This is a genomic window from Borborobacter arsenicus, from assembly GCF_003934165.1.
GTDB lineage: Bacteria > Pseudomonadota > Alphaproteobacteria > Rhizobiales > Rhizobiaceae > Pseudaminobacter > Pseudaminobacter arsenicus.
Map to the genome: position 1 here is coordinate 42,485 of NZ_ML133513.1, position 22,299 is coordinate 64,783.

The window sequence follows — 22,299 nt, forward strand, 5'->3', positions numbered from 1 at the left end:
TGCGTCAGAGCGCGCTGACGGCGCCAACCCACATTTCGTAGGCTGCATAGAGGCTGACAGCGACGAGAGCAGCGGCGAGGGCGGCCTCGACCGGATGGAAGACACGCTCCCTGTTTTCGCGCCGCGCCCAGATGTAGAAGACGATGCCGGGCGCGTAGAGCACCGCGCACATGAACAGGTAGGAGAGGCCGGCGGCATAGACGAGCCAGAGGCCGTAGATGGTAGCCACGAAGCCCATCAGCAGCGCGCCGTTGCGGCTCTCGCCAACGCCGTAGCTCTTGCCCGTGATGGCGAGCTTGGCCGCATAGGCGCCGGAGAAGATGTAGGGAACCAGGATGGCCGCCGAGGCGATATAGAACAGCGCCTGGTAGGTGCTCTGCGCGAAGAGCGTGACGATGAGGAACGCCTGCACCAGGAGATTAGTGACTAGCAGCGACGTGGAGGGCACGCCGCGTTCGCTCTCATGCGCGAAGAATTTCGGCATGGTGCCGTCCTTGCCGGCGACGTGGGGAACCTCGGCGGCCAGCAGCGTCCAGCTCAGGAACGCGCCGACGACGGAGACTACGAGCGCCAGGTTGATAAGGATAGCGCCCCAAGGGCCGACGACCGTTTCCAGGACACCTGCCATGGACGGGTTCTTCAACCCGGCGAGTTCCGGCTGACTGATGATGCCGATCGACAGAAGCGAGACCAGCGCATAGAGCGCGAGGCAGGTAAAGAAGCCGAGCACAGTCGCGGTTGCGATATCGTTGCGCCGTTCCGCCCTGGCCGAGAACACGCTGGCGCCTTCGATGCCGATGAATACCCACAGCGTCACCAGCATGGTGCTTTTGACCTGTGTCATGATCGAGCCGAGGTTGGCATTGCCGAGGCCGGAGAAGTCGGCGTTGAAGACGTCCACCTTGAAGGCGACGGCGACGATGCCGATGAACAAGACGATGGGTGCGATCTTCGCGATCGTGACCACGAGATTGACGATCGCGGCCTGGCGCACGCCGGCCAAGATGAGGATGTGGATGAGCCACAGAAGGATCGAGGCGCCGAGCACGGCCTGCCATGTGTTGCCGTCGCCAAACGCCGGGTAGAAATAGGACAGCGCGGAAAAAACAATCACCGCATAGGAGACATTGCCGACCCAGGCGCTGATCCAATACCCCCAGGCGCTGTTGAAGCCGATGAACGGCCCGAAACCGGCCTTGGCGTAAGCGTAGGGGCCAGCGTCCAGCCTCGGCTTGCGGACGGCGAGCGACTGGTAGACGAAGACGAGCGCCAACATGCCGACGGCGGTGATGCCCCAACCGATCAGGATGGCGAGCGGCCCAGCCCCGGCGGCCATGTTCTGAGGCAGGCTGAACACGCCTGAGCCAACCATCGAGCCAATGACTAGCGCAGTCAGTGCGCCAAGGCGCAGCTTTGTCTGGCTTGGGGTCGTAATAGAAGCTGCGGGTGCAGAAGGGATATCGGTGGCGGCCATGGCAGATCTCCCACAGTTCAGGCCATTTGCCAGGAGAGTGTGCCGGTGCGGACAGTTTCGCCTTGACGCGCGTCAAATACTAGCTTGGCGCACCGCACCAGATGCAAGCGTCCGGACCATCAGCCGATTGCCGTCACGCGCGAAGAACAAGTGTCTTGCGCGTGCGCGATCCACCCCGGCTCTCGGTGAGGTGGCACCATCGTCGGGCTGTTTTAGAAGCTGTTATGTGTAGGCGCCGTGGACAGGCCCCGACGTCGCGCAAATTCCGTCCTGCGGCCGAATGGCGGAAACCTTTGATCTTGCACAATGCGCCAGCAAGCGATGGTGACATGCTGTTGCAGCGGGGCAAGGACAATTATCGGATGAATGAGATGAGATCATTCTTCGCCCTGGCGCTCTTTGTCGCCATAGCCGGTTGCGCAGAAACTACGCGCTATGTCGAGGTTCCTGGACACCCCTACAAGGCCGAGCCGACGTGCAAACGAACGCAGCCCTTTGGAAAGTTTGACGAACGGTGCGATTGCCCGCGTACGGGTTTCCGGAACTTTCGTCCGCCAGTTGCCGATGTCGGCTTTTAGAATGGCGAGCGGATTTGTCGATGCGCTCGCTCGGGCGCTGCGTCGGGTTCCGGTGGATGCCCGGAATCCGGACTGCCACTCAATCTGTTTGTTTTTGCCGCAGGTGTGCGACGCCAAGTGATCCTGTAAAATCCTCTAGCAGCACGCGGGCAAGTTTCCGCTTGGGACGGGATATATCTCAAAAGTGTTCGCCGGATCTGAAAGGACCCACTCTTGTGCCAGCGGCGACGAGATAGGCAGTGGACCAGCCTATGAACAGGAAGCCGTTGATCCCTTCAAGGGCAGCAAGCACGCGCCAATCATGCCCTGGAACGATGTCTCCATAGCCGATGGTCGAGAAGGTCACGATGGAAAAATAAAGCGCGGTCTCAAAGTCAGGCAACAGATTGATTGCCAGATAGCAGGCCGCCCAAAGCCAGATTTCCACGGCCAGCACGACGAACAAACCCGTAACGATACTTACCATCGCGACCACCCTGCTGCGGTGGCCATGCATTCTGAAGCGCGCGACCATCCGTGCCATTACCTTTGTCACGGCTATCAAGCCGAAGGTGTGGACGAGAACCGTCAGCGTTATCATTAAGGTTCCAAGGGCAAGGTTATTGATCATTTCGCACGCTCCGGGCCGCCTGCAAGGCCGCTATCATGGGGTCGTTACCACGATTGCCGAGCAGTTTCCGATACCCCCCCGACAGTAGCTATGCGGAACGTTCGAATCGAAATACACCGCATCTCCCACTTCGAGCGACACTTCTTCGCCGTCGACGTTCACGTTCAATCGACCGCTCAGAACGTAAATGAATTCGGCGCTTCCGTGTTGATGCGGCTTTGACGGGTTTGCAGGCCCCGTGAACTCCGCGAAGTATGCATCCATACGCCGGTCAGCAATTGGATAGTCAAGGCTTTCAAACGAATAGGCCGGAATCTCTCCTCCTGCCGGAACTGGAAGCCTCAGGCGCTGTCCCTTTCTGGTTACCGCCATGCGCGGCCCTTCCTTGCTGAAGAAGTGATCCAGATCGACGCCGAAGACCAGCGCAATCCGAAGCAGGGTCGGCAGCGTGGGAAAAAGCTGCCCCCGCTCGATCTTCGAAAGCATCGCCGACGATAAGCCGGTGTGCGCGCCCAGTTGAACCAGTCCCATCTTTTTCTTCAGGCGAAGTGCCTTGATGCGCGGGCCGATCCGATAGCGTTCGAGCTCGTCGGTGAGGGTGTCGGACAGCAAGCCTTCAACTCCTTTTCATGCAAGGACAATTGGCGCCCCCAATTTTAACTGTCAAGAGAATATATTTTCATCTCACGACATTTTTACTGGCATGAGAAAGATTTTACGCCATATGAAATGTTGCCGCCCGAGGAGGCGAGCATTGTTAACCAAAGGAGAAGGACGATGGGACTGAAGCACGCACTCGCCGCCGCCGTGTTTTCCATAGCCGCGCTCGGAATACCCGCACACGCTGCCGAAAAGGATATCGTCGATACTGCTGTCGGTGCTGGTCAGTTCAAGACCCTGGCGGCAGCGCTCGACGCGGCAGGATTGGTCCCTACCCTCAAAGGTGAGGGACCCTTTACGGTGTTTGCCCCGACGGATGATGCCTTTGCCAACCTGCCTGCCGGGACCGTCGAAGCTCTGCTAAAACCTGAAAACAAGCAGAAGCTCGTCGACGTGCTCACCTACCACGTTGTGCCGGGCAAGGTGATGTCCGCCGACGTCACCAAACTCGATGAGGCCAAGACCGTCAATGGCAAGTCAATCGATGTCCAGGTCGGCGGCGGTTCAGTGAAAGTCAACGACGCCACTGTCCTCGCGACCGATATCGATGCGACCAACGGCGTTATTCACATCATCGACAAGGTGATAATGCCGCCGCAAGGCTAGGCTTTGCGGACGCAGCTGACGGGCGAAAGCCGCGCACCGACCTGAAGAGTCTGGAACGGGGAGGATGTAATGAAGATCTTGAATGTCCTGACCTTGGTGCTGGTTATAGTTGGAGGATTGAATTGGGGCCTCGTTGGCCTGCTTAATTTCGACCTCGTTGCCGCGATATCTGGAACAGGGTTGGTCCTCACACGTATCATCTATGTCGTCGTGGGGCTGTCGGCAGCATGGCAGATCGCGCCGATTGTCTCTGCGTTGGCATCGAACGACACTGCCGCAGGACATGCACGCTAGGCACAGCACGAGGAGGGGTCGCTCAAGCGGCGATCTCTCCTCAGCTTGACGCGAGGTATGGCTTCTTTGCTGGTACTACTTGGTTTCGGGGTTGCGTCTTTCGCAGCCGGCATCGGCGGCATCGTTTTCCGACCTGGCCAATGGTACCAGCAGCTGGACAAGCCATCCTGGCGGCCTCCCGACTGGTTGTTTGCCCCGGTCTGGACGCTTCTGTACGCGATGATTGCTTTAGCCGGCTGGCTGGTCTGGCGGGAAGCAGGATTTGGAGGCGCGGAGTTGCCGCTATCGGCATATGGCATTCAACTGCTGTTGAATGCAGCCTGGTCGCCGATCTTTTTCGGCCTTCATCGAATTGGATGGGCTTTGGTCGAGATGGTCCTGTTATGGCTGTCGATCGTCGCGACAATCGTCTTGTTTTATCCGATACACCCGGCTGCAGCCGCAGTGCTTGTGCCCTATCTTTGCTGGGTAAGCTTCGCCTTGTTGCTCAACTTCTCAGTCTGGCGGCGTAACAGCGTCATCCCATCCTAGGCAGGAGCACGAGCTTGTCCGACCGCTGGATAGAAGTAAACGACCGGATGCAGCAGGGCTACCGCTACCGTCTCACAGCGCCTGAGGGTATCGGCTTGAATCCGGATTTTCACCCTGATCTCACGCCTGAAGCCATGCTCACTCTTGGCGTGTTCGCCGGCAAGTACATGACTGACTGCAAGGACGAGTTCCCGGAAAGCTGGTTCCGACACGCACGTCTGTCGCCGGGCGGCCGCGATCCCTCACTGAACTATTTCGGCGTTGATGCCAGTCTGCCTCTCAATGTCTGGCGAGCCAAGGGCTGGATCCATCCAGATGATCCGCGCGGATGGTTCCAATGGTATTGCCGCTATTTCCACGGCCGCAGGTTGGCGGGAGAGGATGAGCGCCAGATTGGACGATGGAAAGCCATGCGCCGACACGTCGCGCAGGTCAGTCGCTACTGCGAACCGGGTGACAGCTGGTGCCGCCGCCGCCAGCGTCAAGCACTTCTGCATTGGGCTTACGATAGCCGTGCGATTTGAACCAGCTGTGGATAGCTGACCCGTGTTCGGCATTCCGGCTTTCTTTGAGGCCGTCAAAATACTGCCTGTCGCATTTCACCTGGCAAATCCGGTCACGCGCCGTCTTGTGCAAGCGGGGGAGACGGGCGGAGCGCCAGCGGTGCCTGCCTCCGAAAATCGCCGCGACATGATCTCCCGTAAGGCGAGGCTCACCGACGATGAGGAAAAGTGCCGTGGCATCACGCATGCGGGAGGTCGCCATGGTCATTAAATAATATCGATTGCAATTTTTTGCAATCGATATTATTTAATCGTTATCGACGCTCTCGCGGGGTTCGCGGCATGGACGCAATTGCCGCGAGCCGAACGAAACGAACCATCAAGGAGCAATTTCGATGAATGCAGACAGGCCGTTGGTAAAGGGCTTCTTCGATGAGCGCACCTTTTCGATCCAGTATGTCGTAGCCGATCCTGAGACGAAGAAATGCGCCATCGTCGATCCGGTCCTGGATTTCGACGAAAAGTCTGGCGCGACCGCAACCAGCAATGCCGATTCCATCCTTGCCTTCGTGGAGGCGCAGGGATTTCAGGTCGAATGGATCCTCGACACGCACCCGCATGCCGACCATTTCTCGGCCTCACGCTACCTGAAGGACAGGACCGGCGCACCGACGGCGATCGGCGAGAAAGTCGTTGATGTCCAGAAGCTCTGGAAGGGCATCTACAACTGGCCCGGTTTTCCTGCCGACGGTTCGCAGTGGGATAAGCTTTTTGCCGACGGCGAGACCTTCAAGGTGGGGAACATTCCCGCCAGGGCGCTGTTTTCGCCAGGCCATACGCTCGCGTCCATCACCTATGTGATCGGCGATGCCGCCTTCGTGCATGACACGCTGTTCATGCCGGACTCCGGCACGGCGCGGGCGGACTTTCCAGGCGGCAGCGCATCACGGCTTTACAGGTCGATCATGGAGATCCTGGCCCTGTCGGACGAAACCCGGATCTTCACCGGCCATGACTATCAGCCGGGTGGCCGCGAGCCGCGGTGGGAGTCGACGGTCGCCGAGCAGAAGGCGAAGAACACGCATATGTCCAGGTGTCGGTCGGAGGCCGAGTTCATCAAGCTGCGTGAGGCCCGCGACAAGACCCTGTCGATGCCCAAGCTGATCCTTCACGCACTGCAGGTCAACATGAGCGGTGGCCGGCTGCCCGAACCCGAGGCGAATGGCAGACGCTACCTGAAATTCCCGCTCGATACGTTGCACGCCGCATGGGATGACCGATGAAGCTCGATCTTGCTCCCGACACCACCGAACTCGTCCGGAATGCCGGGGAGGCGGCGGACTTCCTGAAGAAGTTCGCCCATCCTTCGCGGCTGATGATCGTTTGCGCGCTCGTCGATGGCGAGCGTTCCGTGCGCGATCTGGAGGACACGCTCGGAATCCGGCAGCCCGGCCTGTCCCAGCAGATCGCCGAATTGCGTGAAGCCGGCTTCATCATCGGCCGCAAGGAATCGAAAAACATGGTCTATCGGCTCGCCGACGGACGGGTGGCGGAGTTCATCTCCCTGATGCACCGGATGTTTTGTGAACTTCCGAAGAATAACTCCGAAGGTAACGACAAATGACAGAGTTCACTCCCTTTGCCTCGCTGGCCGGCGGCATGCTGATCGGCCTCTCCGCCGTATTGATGATGTTTTGGGAGGGACGCGTTGCCGGCATCTCCGGCATTGCCGGAAGACTCTTGCCTCCCTACCGCGACAAGGCCCTGCCTTCACGCCTCGGCTTCGTGATCGGCCTGGTGGCTGCTCCGGCCGTGATGATGGTGCTGACCGGCTCTGCTGCCGAGCAGACCGTTTCCTCAAGCATTCCCTTGATGGCCGCCGCTGGCCTTCTTGTCGGCTTCGGCTCCATCTGGGGCAATGGCTGCACTTCCGGCCACGGCGTATGCGGCCTGTCACGGCTTTCCACGCGCTCCTTCGTGGCGACGGGTATTTTCATGTTCACGGCCTTCGTCACCCTGTTCCTCGCCCGCCATGTGATGGGAGGTTGATGCCATGTCTTTCGTCGTCAATGTCGCTCTGGGCCTGCTCTTTGGAATCGGCCTTGTCGTCTCGGGCATGGCCGACCCGGCCAAGGTGCTCAACTTCCTGGATCTCTTTGGAACTTGGGATCCATCGCTCGCCTTCGTCATGAGCGGGGCCGTGCTGGTTGCCTTCATCGGCTACCGTCTGGTGTGGGCGCGCGGCCGGCCTGTTGCGAGCGGCGGCTTTCACCTGCCGGCCAGAAATGACATCGACACCCGCGTGATTGTCGGTCCCGCTATCTTCGGCATCGGCTGGGGTCTCGGCGGTTTCTGCCCGGGCCCGGCGCTCACCTCGCTCGGCCTGGGTGCGGCCGGAACTCTCGCATTCGTTCCCGCCATGATGCTCGGCATGTGGGCTGCACGGCTGCTTGCCGAAGCCCGGGCGCAGGCACGATCCGCCTGACAACCACAGAGGCGAAGACATGACGCGGTTGGCCCGCTACCTGCCTATTCTGGACTGGGGGCGCCACTACGGGCGCTCGAACCTGGCCAATGACCTGATTGCGGCGATCATCGTGACAATCATGCTGATCCCGCAATCCCTCGCCTATGCCATGCTGGCAGGGTTGCCAGCCGAAGTCGGCCTTTACGCCTCGATCCTGCCTCTGATCGCCTATGCCATCTTCGGCACGAGCCGAACGCTTGCAGTCGGTCCCGTGGCTGTCATTTCCTTGATGACTGCCGTAGCGGTCGGCGAGATTGCGGCGCAGGGCACGCATTCCAACCTGATCGCGGCCATGTTGCTCGCCCTGATCTCGGGACTGATGCTGGTCTCGATGGGCCTCTTCAGGCTTGGCTTCGTCGCAAACTTCCTGAGCCGGCCGGTGATCTCCGGCTTTATCACGGCTTCGGGCCTGTTGATTGCTGCCGGACAGGTGAGGCATCTTCTCGGAATCCCAACGGGCGGTGACACGCTGCCGAAGATATTGGTGGGCCTTGGAGAGAACTTGTCCGCGGGAAATCTGCCTACTTTTTTCGTCGCCGTGGGCGTGCTTGCCTTTCTCTACTTCGTAAGGCTGAAGCTGAAGGCGCTGCTTCTGCGGTTGGGGGTAAGGCCTCGCCTGGCAGAAATAGCAGTCAAGGCCGGTCCGGTGGTGGCAGTGGCCACCACGATCCTCGCTGCCAGCGCCTTTCGGCTTGGCGAGGCAGGGGTTGTCCTGGTGGGTGAGATCCCACAGGGACTGCCGGTTCCTGCCCTGCCGATCATCGATCTCGACATGGTGCGTGCCCTTGCCGGACCAGCACTTCTCATCAGCTTGATCGGCTTTGTGGAGTCGGTCTCAGTGGCGCAGACGCTTGCTGCCAAGCGCCGACAGCGCATCATTCCCGATCAGGAGTTGATCGCGTTGGGCGCAGCCAACATCGCATCTGGGCTTTCCTCAGGCTACCCCGTGACCGGGGGCTTTGCCCGCTCCGTCGTGAATTTCGATGCGGGCGCAGAAACGCCCGCCGCAGGCATTTATACCGCCATTGGTATTGCGCTCGCGACATTGTTCCTGACACCGCTTCTGACCAAGCTGCCGCAAGCAACCCTGGCGGCGACGATCATCGTCGCCGTGCTGTCGCTGGTCGACTTTTCTATCATTCGGCGCGTCTGGCGCTATTCCAAAGCGGATTTTTCGGCCATGGCGGCAACCATGGTTGGCACGCTCTTTCTTGGCGTTGAGATCGGCGTCGTGATGGGCGTGGGCTTATCGCTGCTCCTGCATCTCTACCGCACGTCGCGTCCTCATATAGCGGTTGTGGGCCAGGTGCCCGGAACGGAGCATTTTCGAAATGTTGACCGCCATCGGGTGATCATTTCACCCGAGATCCTGTCCGTTCGGGTCGATGAGAGCCTCTATTTCGCCAACACCCGCTATCTTGAGGACCATATCTCGGAACTGGTGGCCGAATGGACTCAGTTGAAGCACGTGATCTTGATGTGTTCGGCGGTCAATGCCATTGATGCCTCCGCGCTTGAGAGCCTGGAAGAGATAAATCACCGCCTGCGCGACGCGGGCATCTTCATGCACCTGTCAGAAGTGAAGGGACCGGTCATGGACCGCCTGAAGCGCTCCCCCTTCCTGCACAATCTCACCGGGCGGGTTTTCCTGAGTCAATATGAGGCGATTACGGTCCTGACACAGAAATCAAGCGCCTGAATGCTCTTTCCTCAACGACAAGGCATTCCTTGAGTTTATTGGCATCGGCCGTGTTGCTGAGGCCGGCCTGTAAGGCATTCAGTATCTCGTCCTGCTGAGCGACGTTTTCGGATCTGGTTTCTCTAGGCCGTAAACTCATAAAACCACTTGGTGTTTGATCGACCTGATGGTTCAAGGCTTCCAAAAAAGGAGCCTTGGAGACGCGTCTCCGCTAGCAACTCACAGACCGGGAATGGGCGATCATATCGCCGCTGCTTCCGAACAAGCCTCGCGGCGCGCCGCGCACGCTGCCGGTGGTTCTGAGCGCCGACAAGGTTGTCCGCTTTCTTGAGGCGGTCCCGAGCCTGAAGACGCGCACGGCCCTGACGACGGCCTACGCAGCAGGTCTTCGCGCCTTGGAGACGCTCGGGCTGAAGGTCCGCCACATCGACAGCGGCCGCCGCGTCATCCGAGTCGAGCACGGCAAGGGCGGCAAAGACCGCACCGTGATGCTGTCCGTGCAGCTTCTGCGTATCCTGCGGGTCTACTGGCGTCTGGCGATGCCGCAGGGCTGGCTGTTTCCGCCGCAAGGTGCGGTTTGCGGCCGCTTTCATTCGAGCATGTGGGGTGGCTCCAGCTCTGCAGCGTTGGTGGCATCGGCGGTCCAGACGTTTGTCGTAGGTGTCCCGTCGAGACAGTCCCGCCGCCCCGGCTCTTTACGATAACGCACGTCACGATGGAATTTTATATTGACACCAACTAAATACCAGTGGTATCCCAAACGAGAAATAACTTACTTTCAGTGATTTAAAGGGTCGACAGGGTTTATGAGCGTGCGAACATCCACCCAAGTGCCGCAATTGCAAATGCTGCCGGAGCCGTTGTCCGCAGCAGCATTTGCGCCGTTCGGCGAGGTGCTGGACCCGGATGTGGTTGGTGCGGGTAGCCGCCGGTTCTTCGACAGCTTCCGCATCGTCTCTCCGCACGCTGAGCCCCGCTGCTGGATATCCAGGTTTCAGCCGGTCATTGAAGGATCGATTTCTGTCGAGGAGTTAGAGGCGCATCCGCACAGCGCCCAGGTCTTCGTCGCCATGCAGCCATGCCGGTTCCTGATCGTCGTGGCGCAGGCGGATGCTCTGGGGCAGCCCGAAGTCGCCAGTTGCCGGGCCTTTGTCGCTGACAGAGCAGGCGGCCTCATCTATCGGTCTGGCGTCTGGCATGCCGGTATGATGGTCCTCGATACTTCCACGAGTTTCTTCGTTGTTCAGGGGCTGGTCGCCGAAGGCAACGATGTAAAGGCCCAGCTCGCTCGGCCGATAGCGGTCTGTGCTACCGGTCGCGCGCCCTAGGGTGCACCTGTCGTTTGTCAATCACGCTTGGAGGAGGAAACTAACGTGAGACGTGCTAAATATTTTCGAAGAACGTTAGTCGGCATAGCGCTCTATGCCGCGATGGTCCCCGCCGTTTTGGCGCAGGACAGCAAGGTCAAGAGTGGCGAGCCGTTGGTGGTCGGCACTAATTTCGGCTTGGCGCCCTGGATCATGCAGGGTCCATCCGGGCCGGAAGGTTTCGCGGTCGACGTGACCACCGAAATCGCCAAACGGTTGGGGCGACCCGGCTTCGAGATTCTCGACATCAATTTTTCTGGCCTGTTTGCCGCGTTGTTCGGCGGGCGGATTGAGTTTACCAATACGCTTCTCAACATCACCGAAGAGCGGTCCACCCAGATGCTCTACACCGAGCCGCTTCTGGCGACCGGGCGTGGATTTGTGGTGCGGGCCGGCGACGTTCTCGATAATTTCGAGGAGCTGTCGGGCAAGGTGGTTGCGGTTAATCGCGGCACGATCGACGATTCCTGGGCTGGGGACAACGCCGAGAAATATGGTTTTACCGTCGAGCGCTACGACTCTTTCCCCGACGCTGTTCAAGCGGTGATAACCGGGCGTGCCTTCGTGGCGATCAACGAAATTCCCACCACCGTCTATGCCGCCTCCAAGAACAGCGCCATCGAGGTGGCCCATAAGGACTATTCTGGCCGTAACTTCGCCTTCGCGTTCCGCAACGATGACGTGCAATTCCGTAACCAGGTGGAAGAAATCATCGAGTGCCTGAAGCTTAATGGAACGCTGCACGACCTGCACACCAAATGGTATGGCTCGCCGCCAACGCCCGGCTCGGCCATGGACGTGGTGTATTTCGGCTTTGGCCCTCCGGGCTTTGTCGGTCACGCGCCCACCGCGCACGTTCCGGCGTGCGACTGATGGTGGCGGCTGATCCGTCATGTGCGGTTTCGGCCGCGCCGTAAGCGAAGCGGGTCGGGTGTCTGGAATGAGGCGCCCGCCCGCCCGACTGGCGGCCGAATGCGAGGAGTAGGTAGCTTGGGTGCAATCGAAGAGATTTTCTTCAATGGCGAGGTTATCGGCCGTTACTGGGGTGAAATCGTTCAAGGCCTGATGCTCACAGCAGAAGTGTCACTGCTGACCGTGGTGTTGGGCATAATGGGCGGGCTGCTGCTTGCGGTGCTTAAATGCTTTTCCAATGTGGTAGTCGATGTCATCTTTGCCGTATTCATCGACGTGTTCCGCACGATCCCGATCCTGGTAATCCTGTTTCTCGTCTATTTCGCCTTGCCCTACGCCGGGTTGCGGCTGTCGCCGCTGGTGACGACGGTTGCCACGCTGAGCCTCGTACTGACGGCATATTCAGCCGAAACGTTCTGGGTGGCCATCCAGGCAATCCCACGCGGGCAGACCGATGCGGCACGAGCGCTCAACATCGGCGCCTGGTCGACCATCGCCTTCATCATTCTGCCGCAAGCTATCAGGCTGTCTATTCCGCTTCTCTGTAATCGCGCCATCGCCATTACCAAGGGTACGGCACTTGGCGCGGCGGTGGCGTTGCCCGAACTGCTCGGCAGCGCGCAGAGCGCGATGTCGATTGCGGCCAATCCAAGCCCGCTGACCTTGGCGGCAGGGCTGTATGTCCTCTTCTTCATTCCGCTGGTCTTGCTAAGCCGCTGGCTCGAGCGTCGATCCACCCGCGAACGGAGAGCCTAAGTCATGCAGGCGTTTCTCAACAATTTCGCCAATGTGGACACTTTCGTGTCAGTGCTGCCGCTGCTGCTGAGCGGTTTGCTGGTCACCGTGTCGCTTGCTCTGGTAGCACTGCCACTCTCCTTGTTGAGCGGTTTGCTCGTAGCGCTGCTGTTTGCAGTGAAAAACCGGGTACTTACGGCGGTTCTGTTCGTGTTGATCGACCTGTGCCGTTCCATTCCGGTACTGGTCCTGCTGATGATTATTTTCTACGCCTTGCCATTCCTTGGGCTGATGATGCCGCCTTTCGTGGCAGTCGTGTTGACGCTGGTCATCAACAACACCGGCTATTTTGGAGAGATCTTTCGCGCGGGCCTCGCCTCCGTGCCAAAGCATCAGCAGGAGGCGGGCCTGGCCCTGGGCATCAGCCGGCCGCGCGTCCTCTTATTCATCGTCGTTCCGCAGGCAATCCGCAATGTCGCGGCCCCGCTTGCCAGCAATGCGCTCGAACTGGCCAAGGCGACTTCGATTGCTTCACTCGTCACCATGCCCGAACTCCTGCGCGTCGCACAGGTGGCACAGGCCAACGTCTACAATCCGACGCCGCTGGTCGCCGCCGCAGCGCTCTATTTCATCGTACTGTGGCCGTTCAGTCGGCTGGTCGCTCGCTACGAACTCAAGACCATCAAGGCACGTTACTGATGCCTGCCGGGGCCGTCGAGGAAATTCCCATGATCACCATCGAAAAGATGAACAAATTCTACAGTGATTTTCACGCCCTGAAGGATATCGACCTTGCAGTCGAGGAGGGCCAGCGAATCGTCCTATGCGGGCCATCGGGTTCGGGAAAGTCGACGCTGATCCGCTGCCTCAACGGCCTCGAGACTTTCGAGAGTGGCACGGTCACGGTCGTAGGCATCAAGATGACGCGCTCCAGCCAGGCCGTTCGCAAGGCCCGCCAGCAGGTCGGCATGGTGTTCCAGTCATTCAACCTGTTCCCGCATCTGAGTGTGCTGAATAATTTGCTGATTGCGCCGCGTCTGACGGGTGCGCGCAACATGGCCGAAACCCGCGAATACGCGATGCATCTGCTGGAGCGGGTTCGCATTGCCGATCAGGCCGGTAAATATCCAAGCGAGCTCTCAGGTGGGCAGCAGCAACGCGTAGCCATCGCCCGAGCTCTGTGCATGCGGCCCAAGGTCATGTTGTTCGATGAGCCCACCTCCGCCCTCGATCCCGAGATGATCAAGGAAGTACTTGATGTGATGATCGACCTGGGACGTGACGGCATGACCATGATCGCGGTCACCCATGAAATGGGCTTTGCCAAGACCATTGCCGACAAGGTTGTGTTCATGGATGCCGGCCGGATCGTGGAAACAGCGGCGCCCGACGTCTTCTTCAGCAATCCGCAAACGGAAAGAGCGCAGCGCTTCCTGCACACCATCCTGCATTGAGAGCAGGCGGCAGCATTACGGTTCCTGGATTCAGATGACAGAATTTATTCTACAACCCGAATATGTCCTGCTTGGCGGCGGCGCGCCTCGCCTTGAAGGCGGGCTGAGTGTACTGGTCAGCAGCAGCCGGATCGCCGCCATTGCGCCTGCCTCAACGCTACGGGCAATGGCACCTGCTGCTCATGAGATCGATCTCGGCGGCCACGTGCTGATGCCGGGCCTGGTCAACGCCCATCAGCATGGGCGAGGCATAACCGCATTGCAGCTCGGGTTCGAGGATGACTATCTTGAGCCATGGATGGCGGGCAAGCGGCGACGTCAGCAGATCGATCCCTATCTCCAGACGCTCTATGCCGCTCTGCGGATGGTTGCCAATGGGGTGACTTCGGTCATTCATGCCAATACGGTGGGGGGCGGCCGGGACTATCCTTCCGAAGTCGATGCCGCCCTGCGTGCCTATGATGAGTCCGGCATACGCGTGATGTTTGGCATCGGCGCCATGGACCGGGCCGAACTGGCCTATCCGGCGGAGTGCCAGGAGGTAATTCTTGGCGGTCTGCCGGTGCAGCTGCAAGCCGCTCTGGGCGATATTTCTCGGCCGGTCTATTGCGCGGGCCCGGAGGCGACGGTCGCGTTGATGGCGCGGCTGCGGGAACGATATGCGCATTATCCGCGCATCACGTTCGCCTACTCTCCAGCCGGGCCGCAGTGGGTATCGGATGCGTTGCTTGCCGCCCTGGTGCAGGATGCGGCCAGACACGCCATTCCGATCCACATGCATGTGCTGGAAAGCGCCGCGCAGATCGACGCGGTCAATGCCTGTTATCCAGATGGCCTGATGCGTCGTCTGGAGCAGTTGGGTGCATTAGGGCCGCTGACCTCGCTGGCCCACGCCGTGTGGCTGACGGAAGACGACGTGGCCATTGCCGCACGCACCGGGTGCACATTGGTGCGCAACCCGGCTTCAAATCTGCGCCTACATGCCGGCATCGCCCCCCTGGCGCACTATGTTGCCGCCGGAGTCAATGTGGCGCTGGGCTCCGACAATACCACGCTCAACGATGATGAGGATCTGTTCACTGAGGCGCGGCTGGCTCGTGCATTGACCCGCAGCCCGGCTTGGGACGGCCTTCCTGCACTCGGGACGAAAACACTCTGGTCGATGATGAGCGCCAATGGCGCGCGCGCTATGGGTCTGGGTGATCAGATAGGAGAGATTGCGCCGGGCCGGGCCGCCGATCTGGTGGCGTTGGATCTACAGAATGTTCGGACGCCTTATCTCGACCCCGATCTCGACCTGTTGTCCGCCATTTTGGGACGCGCGAGGGGCGGCGACATTCGCATGACCATGATCGGCGGTGATATCGTCTATCGCGATGGGCAGTTTACCCATCACGATATGCGAACACTTGCCGAACGCTGCCGTTTGGACGGCGAGCGCAGCAAAGTGGCTCCGACCGCGCTGTCAGCGGCGCAGGCGGAAACGCTCAATGACCATCTGCGCGCGCATTACGCAGCGCAACGGGCGCGGAACGGTACGGTCGCGGCAGCCTCGCCATTGTCATCGCAAACGGGGTGGGTGCGATCATGATCGACAAGCAGGGGCAAAGCGGGCCGGCCCGCGATTTCGTCGGTTACGGCCAGCGCCCGCCGCAGGCGAACTGGCCCGCAGGTGCGCGGATCGCCGTCCAGTTCGTCGTCAATTACGAGGAGGGCTCGGAATACGCCATTCCTGACGGGGATCCCGCCTCGGAGCGTGGACTGCTCGAAACCGTTTCGGCCGTCCCTGACGGGGTGCGCGATTTGGCAGCGGAATCGCTCTACGAATATGGCAGCCGCGTCGGTGTCTGGCGCCTGCTGGATCTGTTCGATACGCGTGACATTCCCATCACGCTCTTCGCTTGCGCCGTCGCTGTGGAACGAAATCCCGAACTGGCCGCTTATCTGCGGAGCGCTTCCCATGAAGTGTGTTGCCACGGCTTACGGTGGGAGCGACACTGGCTGTTGTCGGAGGCCGAGGAGCGCGACCATATCGCGCGCGCGGTCGCCCTGCTTGAGCGAACCGTCGGGCGTAGGCCGCTGGGATGGTATTGCCGATACGGCCCCAGCATCCATACGCGCCGCCTGCTGCGTGAGGAAGGCGGTTTCGTTTACGACAGTGACGCCTATAATGACGAGCTCCCCTATTGGGACCGCGAGCCCGGCCGACCGCATCTCGTCATTCCCTACACGCACGACGCCAACGATGCCAAACTGATCAACCCGATAGGGCTGGGCAGTGTTTCAGCCTATTTCGAGTATTTGCGCAACACCTTCGACGTCCTCTACCGCGAAGGCGGCAGCACGCCGAAAATGATGAGTATCGGCCTGCACGCAAGGCTCGCCCGGCCTGGGCGACTGCCCGCGCTGGAGGCGTTTCTGGATCACATTGCCAGACACGACCGGGTTTGGATCGCCCGCCGGATCGACATTGCCCGCCACTGGAGCGCGCACCATCCCCGAATTGATGCTGGAGTGCCGAGCTGACATGACCGACCTGAGGCTTTTGTTCAAGCACGAGATGATCGCGCTGGACCCCAACGGGTTCAATTCAGATTCTTCGAGCGCTACGGTTGTGCTCAAAATGGTGTGCCAGAGCTTGGTGAAGTTTGATCACGATGGGCTATTGGCGCCGGACTTGGCACTGAATTGGACGATCTCGCCAGATTGGACGCGTTTCACCTTCGAACTTGACCCGGCCGCCAGATTTCACTCCGGGCGCCGCTGCGATTCGGAAGCGGTTGCTGCGTGTTTCACTAACTTCTTGCATCCGGCGACAAACTCGCTGCTGGCCCATGATTATGCTGGGCTCGAGCGGATCGAGGTGCTTTCGTCGTCTCGCATTGCCTTCCAGTTTTCGAGCCCGACGACTTCGTTCCTGAAGAACCTCGCCTGGCGCACGCACATCGTCGATGATACCCAGCGCCAGCCGGTGGGCACGGGGCCCTTCCGCCTGGTGCGGTGGCAGCGGGGCGAGGGAATCTGGCTGGAGCGTTTCGACGGTGACCGAACTGAGCACCCCGGCAACGTGACCAGCGCCCGGATTCGCTTTGCCCCGCAGATCGAGGAACGGCTGGCTGTAGTGCGGCGGGGTGAGGCCGATCTGGTCGAGAGCTTGCCGGGGGTGGCGGCGGCGCCTTTGGCGGAGCAGGGGCTGATAACGTTGCATAGCGCGCCGGCGCAGCAGAAAGCCACGATCTGCTTCAATTGCAGGGCCGCACCGTTCAAGGATCCGCGTGTTCGCTTCGCATTCGCCCATGCCATTGATCGCAAGCCGCTGGCCCAAACTTTCGGAGGCGCCGGTAGCAGTGTCGTCGATGACTTGCTGAGCGATCCTGACCTCGCTCCGGATGTAGAGTCACTACAATTCGACCCCGAGCGGGCCAAATGGCTGCTGACGCAGGCGGGCTACGGCGCCGGCCTCACACTGCGCGCCGCCGCGACCAATGTTGCGCCTGTTCCGGGACTGGCAGCTGCGGTTGCCGCTGGCCTTGCAGCCATTGGCGTTTCACTTGTGCCGACATTTTACGATGATCCACCGTGGTGGCCGTATACCTACCTCAAGGGGCCTTGGGACCTGGCTTTCCAGTCCAGCCCCGGCCGGCCCCATCCCGATACACTGTTTTCACGCGAATTGCGCAGCGGCGGGCCCTTCAACGCCGGTGGCTATGGTAACCCCCGGGTAGACGAGCTGATGGACGCGGCCCGAGCGTGCACGGATCCTGATCAGCAGCGTGGCCTCTATGTCGAACTCCAGCGGCTTGTGCGCATGGATTTGCCGGTCCTGGTGCTCTTTAGCTCCGCCGTAACAGTCGGCTGGCGCGACAGCGTTACGGGCTTTGCCCCGCATCCGATGGGTGTGGTGGATATCTCAACTGTCGACGTCTCCGGCCACTGACACGCGTCGAACGATCAAAGGGGAAAATGGATGGATCTGGGCATAAGAGGGCGCAAGGCATTGGTCTTGGGCGGTACGCAGGGACTAGGGCATGGGATTGCGCGAGCGGTCGCGGCCGAAGGCGTCTCAGTACTGATTGTGGGGCGCAATCTGGAACGGGTGCAAACCGTTGCTGCTGAGCTGGCTAAATCAACCGGCGCTTTGGTACAAGGTCACGCGGCCGACCTCGCCGACCCGTTGGCCGCCGCAGACATCGCGGCGGCGGCCGATCGGTTCGGCGAGGTCGACATTCTAGTAAACAACGGCGGCGGCCCGGCGCCTGGCCCGGTAACTGCCGTCGATTCCGGCGCCTGGCGGAAGGCATTCGACACCATGGTGGTTAGCCTGGTCGACCTGACCAATGCATTGCTGCCCGGCATGCGGAAGCGTCAATGGGGCAGGGTTCTCACCATTGTTTCGTCGGGGGTAGAGCAGCCCATTCCGTATTTGGGAGTCTCCAACGCGCTCCGGCTTTCCTTGCGCGGGTGGAGCAAGTCGCTATCCAATGAAGTGGCGCGCGACGGCGTTACCGTGAATTGCATCGCACCGGGCCGCATCAGTAGCGACAGGGTAGCCCAACTGGATGCGCTGGCCGCGCAGCGTTCGGGCAAGACAGTTGCTGAAATTGCCGCCGAATTCAGCGAGGCCATCCCGGCCGGCCGCTATGGGCGCATCGAGGAGTTTGCCGCCATGGCGACATTTCTTGTCAGTGAGCAGGCGAGTTATGTTACAGGCAGCACGATTCGTGTAGACGGCGGCTTTATCCGCGGCATTTAAGACGTCCGGCGCGGCGAAACTCAAGCTGGAGACCATGATTGAGCGACGATATCAGCATCTCGGAGAAGGCCTACCAGTATCTTCGCAGTATGATTATTGATGGGAAGATCGATACCAACAAGGCGTTCACCGAACGGGCCTTGGCGGAAAAGTTGCAATCGTCGCGCACGCCGCTGCGCGCGGCGATCAACCGGCTGGAGGGCGAGGGGCTCATCGAACGTCTCGCAGGCGGAGGCATCGTCGTTCGGGAAATCAAAATAGAAGAATTGGTCGAGATCCTGATGGTGCGCCTTCTGCTTGAAGGAGAGGCCGCCGCCTTGTGTGCTGCACGGGCTCCGGCAGAAGCCACGGCTGCTCTTATCGCCCAAAGTGAGTATTTTCTGACCAATTCGGATGCCGAGTTCGATGCCTTTTGGGCCTATGACGACCGCTTCCACCACTATGTCGCCGAGCATAGTGGCAAGCCGTTGCTGGCCAAGCTCATCGGCAACCTGCGTGATATGGCGCGCATGTGCCACGTTACCCGCATGGAACATAGCTTCGTTAGTCAGGCCGAAGAACATATCGCAGTGCTGCGGCAGATCGAGGCGGGATCGCCAGAATTGGCGCGGCAGGCAATGGTAGACCACATCACTAAGGTTCGTGAGCGGTTGATGCGCTGGTTGTTTGACAGCTAAGCGGGTGTTGAAGACCGGTGAGCGTCGGCGACGTCCTGAGCGCCGTCGAGGACGGGGCCAAGGGGTTCCACGAGGCCATTGCAGGCACAAGGCGACATTGGAGGGGTCGCAAAGGATGGCGAGCGACCGAATCCAGTGAACAGGCGAGGACAAGACAAGCCCACATCGGAAATATAGCTCGTTGTCTCTCTGTCTGTGCAGGCGTGGTGCGCGCCAGCATCCGTCCATGCCACGAGCCACCCAAGCGGGGAGGCGCTTCTTCGCAGGCAGGGCCGATTGACTGGTTTCGGACCGCCGCTCGATCGAGCGCGTCCATTGTCTCCGCCCAAGCGCCCGCATGGCATTCCATCTCGGTCGACGCATCGACGGTGATCCCTTCAGCCAATGAACCAGTCTCGTCCGCAGCATGATACGCGCGAAAATTGACTTCTGATCGCCTACGCCACCTGTTTGTTCAGACCGGTCGTTGCTAAAGAACGTCTCCAAGAGCTGCCAAGGATCAACTCTGATCCGTGAAGACTGAGACACGAAGCCCTTTAGCCTGGCGAGGTCAGGTTCCAGGGTCTCAATCCAAACGCGCAATTGAGGGATCGTTAGTCCGCCTCGAGGGCATTCTTACTTCCAAAGTTCTGGAGGCTGGATGAGACACCCCGTGTCGGCCTCCTCGTCCCACCCTTGCGGCAATGATCAAGTGTGCATCCCACAGTTGTCACGCTCCCCCAGTTGATGCAGGATAAGTCCAAATGTGGGGCGGGGCATGACGCCGCATCATTTCGAAACTACACCAATCGGTGCACGGCGCAGAAGCTACATGAATGGAGTGAAGGCGGCCGGGCGTGAAGGTGGCCGAGCGCCAGGGCGACCTGCGCGCTGGCGGGCCTGTTGAGAACTTCGCCTATCTTTTTCGACCAACTATAGGGAGTGAGAACCAATGAAAATGCAGAAATTCTTCCTCGCCACAGCGCTGGCTGTGCTGATGTCGGGTGGCGCGCTCGCGCAGGATAAGATCAGCGTCAAGCTCGGTGTGCTGAACGACCGGTCCGGCACTTATGCGGACCTCTCGGGCGAGGGCTCGGTTATTGCCGCGAAGATGGCAGTCGAAGATTTCAGGGCAGCGGATAAGGGGATCAATGTCGAAGTGATCTCCGCCGATCACCAGAACAAGCCGGACATTGGCGCGAGCATCACCCGCCAGTGGTATGACCAGGACGGCGTTGACGTCATTCTCGACGTGCCGACCTCGTCGGTGGCACTTGCCGTCAGCGATATCACCAAGGAAAAGAACAAGATTTTCATGAATTCGGGAGCTGGCACGTCCGACCTCACCGGAAAGGCCTGCTCGCCTAATACCGTCCACTGGACCTACGACACCTGGGCACTCGCGAACGGCACCGGCAGTGCGATGGTCAAGGCAGGTGGCGACACGTGGTTCTTCTTGACGGCCGATTATGCCTTCGGTCACGCGCTCGAGCGCGACACCTCTGCCGTCGTTGAAAAGGCAGGCGGCAATGTGCTCGGCAATGTGCGTCATCCCTTCCCGGGTCAAGACTTCTCGTCCTTCCTGCTTCAGGCTCAGAGTTCGGGTGCCAAGGTCATCGGCTTGGCCAATGCCGGTGCTGATACCACCAACGCCATCAAGCAGGCGGCAGAGTTCGGTATCGTGCAGGCCGGTCAAAAACTTGCAGGCCTGCTGACCTTCGTGACCGACGTCAAGGCGCTCGGCCTGGCTACGGCCCAAGGACTGGTTCTGACCGAAGCTTTCTACTGGGACCAGAATGATGGGACGCGCGAGTTCTCCAAGCGCTTCGCCGAGAGGCACCACGGCGCGATGCCGACCATGGTCCAGGCCGGGGTCTACGCCTCGGTGCTGCACTATCTGAAGGCTGTCGACGCGATCAAAGGCAAGGACCCGGCGGCCGTCATGGCCAAAATGAAGGAGACCCCCTCGGATGATCCGCTATTCGGCAAGGGCCAGATCCGGGCCGATGGCCGTCACGTGCACGACATGTATCTGTTCGAAGTCAAAAAGCCTGAGGAATCGAAGGGCGACTGGGATCTTTACAAAACCGTTGCCACCATTCCTGCCGCCGAAGCCTTCCGCCCGCTCGCCGATGGCGGCTGCAGCCTGGTGAAGTAGTGCCGGCTGCCAGCGGAACGGCGCCGTTAACGATCTACGCTGTTATCGTTTCTCCGCAGCGTAGATATGAAAGCGCGCGGCCGCGTTCATCAGGTGGCGTTCGGCGGCAGCTGCTGCCGCCGCCGCGTCGCCAGCCTTGATCGCCTCATAGATTGCCTTGTGCTCTTCCTGGACCGCGTCGAGCAGGTCCGTATGATAGACGCGCGTGTTGGTGCGAGCCCGCCGGATAATGTCGCGCGCACCAAATTCCAGATGCTTGCAGAGCGCCTGGAAATGCGGGTTGTGGGTGGCATCGACGATGGCCTGATGGAATTCATAGTCCTCGTTGTCGCCCAAACGGTCGCTTGCGATCGCATACTCCATCCCCAGCAGCGCCCGCTTGATCTTCTTCAAGTCATCGTCGTTTCGCCTGAGCGCGGCAATCCGGGTCGCGGCCACCTCGATCGCGACCAGCAGTTCCATCGCCTGGTCCAGCGATTCCTGTTCCTCGACGGCAATGTGCTGGATCCGGAATGCGTTGCTGGGGTTGCGTTCGGTCACATAGACGCCGCTGCCGGCCCTGGCCGCCACGAGCCCTTCGGATTTCAGCTTGGACAGCGCCTCGCGTACCACAGTGCGGCTCACCGAATAGTGGGTGCACAGTTCCCGCTCGCTCGGCAAGCGCGCACCGACCGGCAGTTCGCCGTTGCGGATGCGCTCGGCAAGCTGTTCGGCGATCCCTTCGGGCAGGTGGCTGTGCGCCGTGATCTCGGTGAACTTCAGCGCTTCCATGGACGTTCTCC

At 60.2% G+C, this 22,299-nt stretch carries 25 protein-coding genes and 1 pseudogene; 21 read left to right on the plus strand and 5 right to left on the minus strand.

Annotation, left to right across the window (positions count from 1 at the left end; translation table 11 throughout):
- Positions 1-4: 4 nt before the first annotated feature.
- The 4 genes from arcD to EET67_RS06565 all read right to left on the minus strand — a co-directional run bounded on the left by arcD (position 5) and on the right by EET67_RS06565 (position 3,274).
- The gene (gene arcD, locus EET67_RS06550; RefSeq protein ID WP_128625420.1) at positions 5-1,474 is read right to left on the minus strand and encodes an arginine-ornithine antiporter; all 1,470 of its coding nucleotides are present in this window, start codon (positions 1,472-1,474) and stop codon (positions 5-7) included.
- 377 nt (positions 1,475-1,851) lie between these two features.
- Positions 1,852-2,169, minus strand: coding sequence for a hypothetical protein (locus EET67_RS25580; protein WP_165899809.1), 318 nt, complete (start codon positions 2,167-2,169; stop codon positions 1,852-1,854).
- 61 nt (positions 2,170-2,230) lie between these two features.
- Positions 2,231-2,662 carry a potassium channel family protein gene (locus tag EET67_RS06560; RefSeq protein WP_128625421.1) on the minus strand — a complete coding sequence of 144 codons (432 nt, stop codon included), beginning with the start codon at positions 2,660-2,662 and terminating at the stop codon, positions 2,231-2,233.
- Positions 2,663-2,695: 33 nt separating this feature from the next.
- On the minus strand, positions 2,696-3,274 hold the full coding sequence (locus EET67_RS06565; protein ID WP_128625422.1) for a helix-turn-helix domain-containing protein: 579 nt from the start codon (positions 3,272-3,274) through the stop codon (positions 2,696-2,698).
- 165 nt (positions 3,275-3,439) lie between these two features.
- Between EET67_RS06565 and EET67_RS06570 the strand changes: the two genes are divergently transcribed.
- From EET67_RS06570 to EET67_RS06675, 21 genes and pseudogenes are all read left to right on the plus strand, one after another.
- Complete coding sequence (locus EET67_RS06570; protein WP_128625423.1) at positions 3,440-3,928, plus strand: fasciclin domain-containing protein; 489 nt, start codon at positions 3,440-3,442, stop codon at positions 3,926-3,928.
- Positions 3,929-3,997: 69 nt separating this feature from the next.
- Complete coding sequence (locus EET67_RS06575) at positions 3,998-4,222, plus strand: DUF378 domain-containing protein (RefSeq protein ID WP_128625424.1); 225 nt, start codon at positions 3,998-4,000, stop codon at positions 4,220-4,222.
- 57 nt (positions 4,223-4,279) lie between these two features.
- Positions 4,280-4,753: a TspO/MBR family protein gene (locus EET67_RS06580; RefSeq protein ID WP_128625425.1), complete on the plus strand. Its 474-nt coding sequence runs from the start codon at positions 4,280-4,282 to the stop codon at positions 4,751-4,753.
- A gap of 47 nt (positions 4,754-4,800) precedes the next feature.
- Positions 4,801-5,277 carry a hypothetical protein gene (locus EET67_RS06585; RefSeq protein ID WP_165899814.1) on the plus strand — a complete coding sequence of 159 codons (477 nt, stop codon included), beginning with the start codon at positions 4,801-4,803 and terminating at the stop codon, positions 5,275-5,277.
- Positions 5,278-5,651: 374 nt separating this feature from the next.
- Positions 5,652-6,539 (plus strand): MBL fold metallo-hydrolase, encoded by an 888-nt coding sequence (locus EET67_RS06590; RefSeq protein ID WP_128625427.1) that lies wholly within the window; start codon positions 5,652-5,654, stop codon positions 6,537-6,539.
- Positions 6,536-6,880, plus strand: coding sequence for an ArsR/SmtB family transcription factor (locus tag EET67_RS06595; RefSeq protein WP_128625428.1), 345 nt, complete (start codon positions 6,536-6,538; stop codon positions 6,878-6,880). Before EET67_RS06590 ends, EET67_RS06595 begins: the two co-directional genes overlap by 4 nt.
- A complete protein-coding gene (locus EET67_RS06600; RefSeq protein WP_128625429.1) occupies positions 6,877-7,305 on the plus strand; it encodes a YeeE/YedE family protein in 429 nt (142 codons plus the stop codon). The genes EET67_RS06595 and EET67_RS06600 overlap by 4 nt, the downstream gene beginning before the upstream one ends.
- 4 nt (positions 7,306-7,309) lie before the next feature.
- Entirely contained in the window at positions 7,310-7,741 is a 432-nt protein-coding gene (locus tag EET67_RS06605) for a DUF6691 family protein (RefSeq protein ID WP_128625430.1), read from the plus strand.
- 19 nt (positions 7,742-7,760) lie between these two features.
- Positions 7,761-9,482, plus strand: coding sequence for a SulP family inorganic anion transporter (locus EET67_RS06610; RefSeq protein WP_128625431.1), 1,722 nt, complete (start codon positions 7,761-7,763; stop codon positions 9,480-9,482).
- A gap of 278 nt (positions 9,483-9,760) precedes the next feature.
- A pseudogene (locus EET67_RS06620) lies at positions 9,761-10,045 on the plus strand (tyrosine-type recombinase/integrase); the annotation flags it as partial.
- A gap of 282 nt (positions 10,046-10,327) precedes the next feature.
- Complete coding sequence (locus EET67_RS06625; RefSeq protein ID WP_165899810.1) at positions 10,328-10,810, plus strand: ureidoglycolate lyase; 483 nt, start codon at positions 10,328-10,330, stop codon at positions 10,808-10,810.
- Positions 10,811-10,855: 45 nt separating this feature from the next.
- Complete coding sequence (locus tag EET67_RS06630) at positions 10,856-11,722, plus strand: substrate-binding periplasmic protein (RefSeq protein ID WP_128625433.1); 867 nt, start codon at positions 10,856-10,858, stop codon at positions 11,720-11,722.
- Positions 11,723-11,839: 117 nt separating this feature from the next.
- A complete protein-coding gene (locus tag EET67_RS06635) occupies positions 11,840-12,517 on the plus strand; it encodes an amino acid ABC transporter permease (protein ID WP_128625434.1) in 678 nt (225 codons plus the stop codon).
- 3 nt (positions 12,518-12,520) lie between these two features.
- A complete protein-coding gene (locus tag EET67_RS06640; RefSeq protein WP_128625435.1) occupies positions 12,521-13,195 on the plus strand; it encodes an amino acid ABC transporter permease in 675 nt (224 codons plus the stop codon).
- 29 nt (positions 13,196-13,224) lie between these two features.
- On the plus strand, positions 13,225-13,950 hold the full coding sequence (locus tag EET67_RS06645) for an amino acid ABC transporter ATP-binding protein (protein WP_128625436.1): 726 nt from the start codon (positions 13,225-13,227) through the stop codon (positions 13,948-13,950).
- 211 nt (positions 13,951-14,161) lie between these two features.
- Positions 14,162-15,541: an amidohydrolase family protein gene (locus tag EET67_RS26020; RefSeq protein WP_245450763.1), complete on the plus strand. Its 1,380-nt coding sequence runs from the start codon at positions 14,162-14,164 to the stop codon at positions 15,539-15,541.
- The gene (locus EET67_RS06655; RefSeq protein WP_128625438.1) at positions 15,538-16,476 is read left to right on the plus strand and encodes a polysaccharide deacetylase family protein; all 939 of its coding nucleotides are present in this window, start codon (positions 15,538-15,540) and stop codon (positions 16,474-16,476) included. Before EET67_RS26020 ends, EET67_RS06655 begins: the two co-directional genes overlap by 4 nt.
- Position 16,477: 1 nt before the next feature.
- Positions 16,478-17,887, plus strand: a complete 1,410-nt coding sequence (locus tag EET67_RS06660) for an ABC transporter substrate-binding protein (RefSeq protein ID WP_165899811.1) — start codon at positions 16,478-16,480, stop codon at positions 17,885-17,887.
- A gap of 30 nt (positions 17,888-17,917) precedes the next feature.
- The gene (locus tag EET67_RS06665; protein WP_128625440.1) at positions 17,918-18,703 is read left to right on the plus strand and encodes an SDR family oxidoreductase; all 786 of its coding nucleotides are present in this window, start codon (positions 17,918-17,920) and stop codon (positions 18,701-18,703) included.
- 38 nt (positions 18,704-18,741) lie between these two features.
- Positions 18,742-19,380, plus strand: a complete 639-nt coding sequence (locus tag EET67_RS06670) for a GntR family transcriptional regulator (protein WP_128625441.1) — start codon at positions 18,742-18,744, stop codon at positions 19,378-19,380.
- Positions 19,381-20,311: 931 nt separating this feature from the next.
- The gene (locus EET67_RS06675; RefSeq protein ID WP_128625442.1) at positions 20,312-21,517 is read left to right on the plus strand and encodes an ABC transporter substrate-binding protein; all 1,206 of its coding nucleotides are present in this window, start codon (positions 20,312-20,314) and stop codon (positions 21,515-21,517) included.
- 42 nt (positions 21,518-21,559) lie between these two features.
- Here the strand turns inward: EET67_RS06675 and EET67_RS06680 are convergent, their stop codons facing one another.
- Positions 21,560-22,288, minus strand: coding sequence for a FadR/GntR family transcriptional regulator (locus EET67_RS06680; protein WP_210211098.1), 729 nt, complete (start codon positions 22,286-22,288; stop codon positions 21,560-21,562).
- Positions 22,289-22,299: the final 11 nt, after the last annotated feature.